The sequence below is a fragment of the Pseudomonas sp. TR47 genome (assembly GCF_044143025.1).
In the GTDB taxonomy this organism is placed as follows: domain Bacteria; phylum Pseudomonadota; class Gammaproteobacteria; order Pseudomonadales; family Pseudomonadaceae; genus Aquipseudomonas; species Aquipseudomonas putida_E.
In genome coordinates this window covers 1-4661 of sequence record NZ_JBHFCS010000051.1, presented here as the reverse complement: position 1 = coordinate 4661, position 4661 = coordinate 1, and the positions used below count along the sequence as shown (strand labels likewise).

The following is a 4661-nucleotide window of genomic DNA, read 5'->3' as shown; positions in this document are numbered from 1 at the left end:
CACCCACCCCTTCGAGTCCTACCATACAAGCCGGCTCGCCGGCGATGAGGCCGGTGCAGATGCCCGGTAATTCAGCCCTTCAAGCAGGCTCTGCTTCTTTTGTGCGAGCCGTTTTCGTTATAACCACTTCCCCCGTCTCCGGTGCAAAGCTGTCGCTGCGCGCCATCCGCCACATCCGCGCATAGAACTCGCTTTCGATCGAGCCGCTGAGCAATTCGCCGGGCTTGAGGAACTGATGCAAATCCGAAAACAGGCTGATCTCGCTGGTGCTGATGCGCCGTGCCAGGTGCTTGGGCTTGAGCTCCGAGGGGTGCTCCAGGCCGGCGGCCGCCAGCATCTCGGCCAGGGCATGGAGGGTGTTGCGGTGGAAGCTGGCGACCCGCTGGGCCTTGTCCGGCACCACCAGCGCACGCTGGCGCAACGGGTCCTGGGTGGCCACACCGGTCGGGCACTTGTTGGTATGGCAGCTCTGCGACTGGATGCAACCGATGGCGAACATGAAACCGCGCGCCGAGTTGACCCAGTCGGCGCCGATGGCAAGCACGCTGGCGATATCGAAGGCGCTGACGATCTTGCCCGCCGCACCGATGCGGATGCTCGAGCGCAGGTTCAGGCCTACCAAGGTGTTGTGCACGAACATCAGCCCTTCACGCATGGGCACGCCCATGTTGTCACTGAACTCGCGCGGCGCCGCGCCAGTGCCGCCTTCCTTGCCGTCGACGACGATGAAGTCCGGCGTGATGCCGGTGGCCAGCATGGCCTTGGCGATGCCCATGAATTCCCACGGGTGGCCCAGGCAGAACTTGAAGCCCACGGGTTTGCCACCGGACAGCTCACGCAGTTGAGCGACGAAGTGCAGCAGCTCCAGCGGCGTGCGAAAGGCACTGTGCGCCGCCGGTGAGATGCAGTTCTCGCCCACACGCACGCCGCGAGTGGCGGCGATTTCAGCGCTGACCTTGTGCCCTGGCAGAATGCCGCCGTGGCCGGGTTTGGCGCCCTGGCTGAGCTTGATCTCGATCATCTTCACCTGCGGGTCACAGGCCTGGGCGGCGAAGCGCTGCGGGTCGAAGCGGCCTTGCTCGGTACGGCAGCCGAAGTAACCACTGCCGATTTCCCAAATCAGATCGCCGCCATGCTCACGGTGGTAAGGGCTGATGCTGCCTTCACCGGTGTCATGGGCAAAGCGGCCCATGCGCGCGCCCCGGTTCAGCGCGGCGATGGCGTTGGCGCTGAGTGCGCCAAAGCTCATGGCCGAAATGTTGAAGATCGACGCCGAGTAGGGCACCCGGCACTGCGGCCCGCCAATGGCGATACGGAACGAGGCAGGGTCCGGGGTTGCCACCGGCACCATGGAATGGCTGATGAATTCGAAGCCGGGTTTGTAGGCATCGTTGAGAGTGCCGAAGGCTTTCTCGGCGCTTTCGTTCTTGGCCCGGGCGTAGACCAGCGACCGTTGCGAACGGGAGAAGGGCAGCTTGTCGTCGTCGCCTTCTATCAGGTACTGGCGGATCTCCGGGCGGATGGTTTCGATCAGGTAGCGGATGTTGCCCAGGATCGGGTAGTTGCGCCGTACTGCGTGATGGCTCTGGCGCAGGTCGTTCAGGCCAACCAGGCTGAGCAGGGCGGTGATCACCGTCAGCGGCCAGAGCCAAGTGAGCGTGGCAAGCAGGGGAAGGCTGGCGCAGGTGAAAATCAGGCAGATGGCCAGGCAGGCGTAACGGCTGGGTAGAGAGTGTTTCATGGGTCCATCGCAGGCAGGATGACCGGGGCAAGGATAGGGAAACTGGGCGCGCGGAAAACCATGGCAATTGGTAAAACACTGTTACCTGATGACGGGCTGGGGTGTGGTTGTGCGCGATTCCTGGAATTAAATGGACTCTGGGTCGAGTAACGGGCGCAGCGCCTCGTCGCACCTGTTCAAGGTATCGACCACCTATCGCCTCCCTGGGCCTGTGCGCCGGGGCGTGAAACGCAGACCAACATCCGCGCGATTTCCAGTCCTGCTGGGTTCCCTGTGACGGTTTGAGTGCCGGGGCGATCTATGGAGATCCGCGGAATACGTCGGTGACGGTGAGCACGGCGTTCTGAGAAATACAAAGGCCCGCATCGGCGGGCCTTTGTGCGGTGTGCTTGCAACTGTCATTGATGTGAAACGCTTTGGCGCGTTGCCAATTTGGCATACCCATTGGGTAGCTGGTGAGCGTCCACAAAATGTCGGGTCTGCAGTTCAAGGACCATACTCATCAGGTGTCCCACAGGTTCAGCCACTCCCCATGCGACGGCAACCTTGTCGTATCGATTGAGTTGCTGCGCCCTTGCCACCAGCTTTTCGTTCACGTTGCGGGACAGACCCTGCCATTTGGCGACCAGTTTCTTCATCTGATCGGCCCGCTCCGGTTTCATGCAGGGGAATCGGCGAAGCCGATCCACCAGATACATGAGTCGGCGTTTCCTGACGGCAGCGAGCCCAGGCGTTTTAAGGCGGTCTTCCACGGCTTGGTGCATATCTTCGTTTTTGTACCAAAACAAAAGCGCGAAGGTTTCTGCAACGGCCCTATCAACCTTTTCCAAAGGCATTTTGGTTGCTTGCACCACCAGGTAATCCAGCGCTTGACGGACGCGCTGATCGTGCACTGGCACATCTGGCGATGCAAACGCCCAGAGCTTTCCAAGCCGGCTATCGGGCTGAACGGTATCCAAAGCGTTGGATACCGGCGTTTCCTTCAGGTTGGAAGCCTGAGGGCTGCAGCCTTTGTCAGGGGTTACGGTCTTTCTCTCGCGCTTCATCGAGGATCAGCCTCAGACAGCTGGTTACGTTGGAGCAGAAGGCTCGCTCGGCGATGCTGGCCTGTTTTGGGGAAAACCCAAGGAGCCTTCCTTACGGTGAACCTTGTTTACTCTTACCGTTCGGCACTTATTCGGACAAAGACTACAAGGCGTGGCTTGTGCATTGCTGAGCAAGGCCCTACCATCATAGTACGCCAATGACGTATAGCAGGGATTGCATGATCTTCATAGAAACGCCCATTTTTACCCAAGATGTGAAGGAACACTTGGGTGACGATGAGTATCGGGAACTGCAGTCGTACCTCGCTGGGCAGCCAATCGCTGGAGACCTTATAGAGGGTACGGGTGGCCTAAGGAAAATCCGCTGGTCGGCCAAGGGCAAAGGCAAGAGTGGTGGCGTGCGAGTGATTTATTACCATGTATCCTCGGCATACCAGATACGAATGATTCTGATCTATCGCAAGGGCATCATGGATACCTTGACTGATAAACAGAAAGCGCAGCTTCGCGCAATCAACAAAGGGTGGAAGTAATGGAAAAGAATCTCTTCGATCGTCTAGTGGAAAGCATGACACAGATGGATGAGATCGATCGTGGTGAGCGTCAGCCTTCGCGCGAGTTCCACGTTGACGCGGTTCAGGTCAAAAAAATCCGCCAAGCAACTGGTCTCTCCCAGGCTGCGTTCGCCAAACGCATCGATGTTGCTGTAGGGACCCTACGAAATTGGGAACAAGGCCGCCGCGAGCCGGAAGGCCCCGCTCGTGCTCTGCTTCGTGCAATACACAATGACCCTGAGCATGTGCTTGCAGCATTGAGCTGACATCTTCGGAGGCAGGTTCAAGCTGGTCCAGCCTCCTCAAGTTAGTGCCAAGACGGAAATACACGATGGAAGGCGGGTTTTTCGGGGTACAGATTTTGAAAGCTTTCTATGGAGCCTTGGATGGCGGCACCAAGAGTCGAACTAATTTTTATGTATATGATTTTTATGAGTTTTGTCTGATTTCTTTGACCGATTTATCCCTAAAAGTATCCTTTCTCCCGCCGTTGGTCGATTAGGTTCCGAGCACCTGATTTTCAGCCATGGTTTACCGTATTTGGATTGCTCTCCAAGTTTTCAGGTTGAGCTGCTTATAAAAACCAGTGAATAGAGATACGGGCTTTGTGATGCCTTAGCCCACTCATGCCTGCTTTCGGTAAGATCTAGGATATTTCAGGGTTGTCGAAGGATAAGAAATGGACGTCAATCAGATGTCGGTATCGCTGCATGATCTTGGCCTTGCCTACCGCAAGGCCAAGGTTGATCTCTACTACTCAACCAATCCCTTGCTGTTTGATATCGCTAGCTATGAAGACAATCTGAGCCAAAACCTCGCTCGCCTGAAGGATCAGATCGAGGCAGCGAGCGAGGACTGGGTGAAGTCCCCCGCATTTCTCGGCACTTGGACGCTGGCCCCTAAAGAAATTAAGGTCGCAAAGGTAGAGAAGGATCAAAGCCTGATCTTCGCCTCACCGGAGGCCGAGTGGATAAGCGCGATTGAAGCCGGCAACCCTCCCACAGCCGTATTCCGCCTTATGGCCCGCTGCAGCATCGATTTTCACGTGCTGTCATCACTATGGATGATGGAGGTCGGCGACCTCATCGACAAACAGCTCAGCAGCAATGTATTTGGAGGCCGCCTGCGCCGTAACCGGCACGATGAGATCAATACATGGGCCCTTGGATCATTCAAGCCTTATCTCAGACCCTTCCGCGAATGGCGCGACGGCGGCATCAAGGCGATGCGCACAGCCCTAAGCGAGAAGAAAAAAGTATTGGCACTAACTGCTGATGTGAGCAGTTTCTATCACGAGCTAAGCCCCGGCTTTATGCTTGA

At 57.2% G+C, this 4661-nt stretch carries 4 protein-coding genes and 2 pseudogenes; 4 read left to right on the top strand and 2 right to left on the bottom strand.

The window, feature by feature from the left end; genetic code table 11:
• Positions 1-79: 79 nt before the first annotated feature.
• A complete protein-coding gene (locus ACEWE8_RS25835; protein ID WP_367904188.1) occupies positions 80-1741 on the bottom strand; it encodes an FMN-binding glutamate synthase family protein in 1662 nt (553 codons plus the stop codon).
• Positions 1742-1886: 145 nt separating this feature from the next.
• On the opposite strand from ACEWE8_RS25835, the pseudogene ACEWE8_RS25830 reads away from it, so the two are divergent.
• A pseudogene (locus ACEWE8_RS25830) lies at positions 1887-2088 on the top strand (hypothetical protein); the annotation flags it as partial.
• 51 nt (positions 2089-2139) lie between these two features.
• On the opposite strand, the gene ACEWE8_RS25825 reads toward ACEWE8_RS25830, so the two are convergent.
• Positions 2140-2787, bottom strand: a complete 648-nt coding sequence (locus tag ACEWE8_RS25825) for a hypothetical protein (protein WP_223255179.1) — start codon at positions 2785-2787, stop codon at positions 2140-2142.
• Positions 2788-3005: 218 nt separating this feature from the next.
• Between ACEWE8_RS25825 and ACEWE8_RS25820 the strand changes: the two genes are divergently transcribed.
• From ACEWE8_RS25820 to ACEWE8_RS25810, 3 genes and pseudogenes are all read left to right on the top strand, one after another.
• On the top strand, positions 3006-3320 hold the full coding sequence (locus tag ACEWE8_RS25820) for a hypothetical protein (RefSeq protein WP_046788307.1): 315 nt from the start codon (positions 3006-3008) through the stop codon (positions 3318-3320).
• Complete coding sequence (locus ACEWE8_RS25815) at positions 3320-3607, top strand: DNA-binding transcriptional regulator (RefSeq protein ID WP_046788286.1); 288 nt, start codon at positions 3320-3322, stop codon at positions 3605-3607. Before ACEWE8_RS25820 ends, ACEWE8_RS25815 begins: the two co-directional genes overlap by 1 nt.
• A gap of 413 nt (positions 3608-4020) precedes the next feature.
• A pseudogene (locus ACEWE8_RS25810) lies at positions 4021-4661 on the top strand (Reverse transcriptase); the annotation flags it as partial.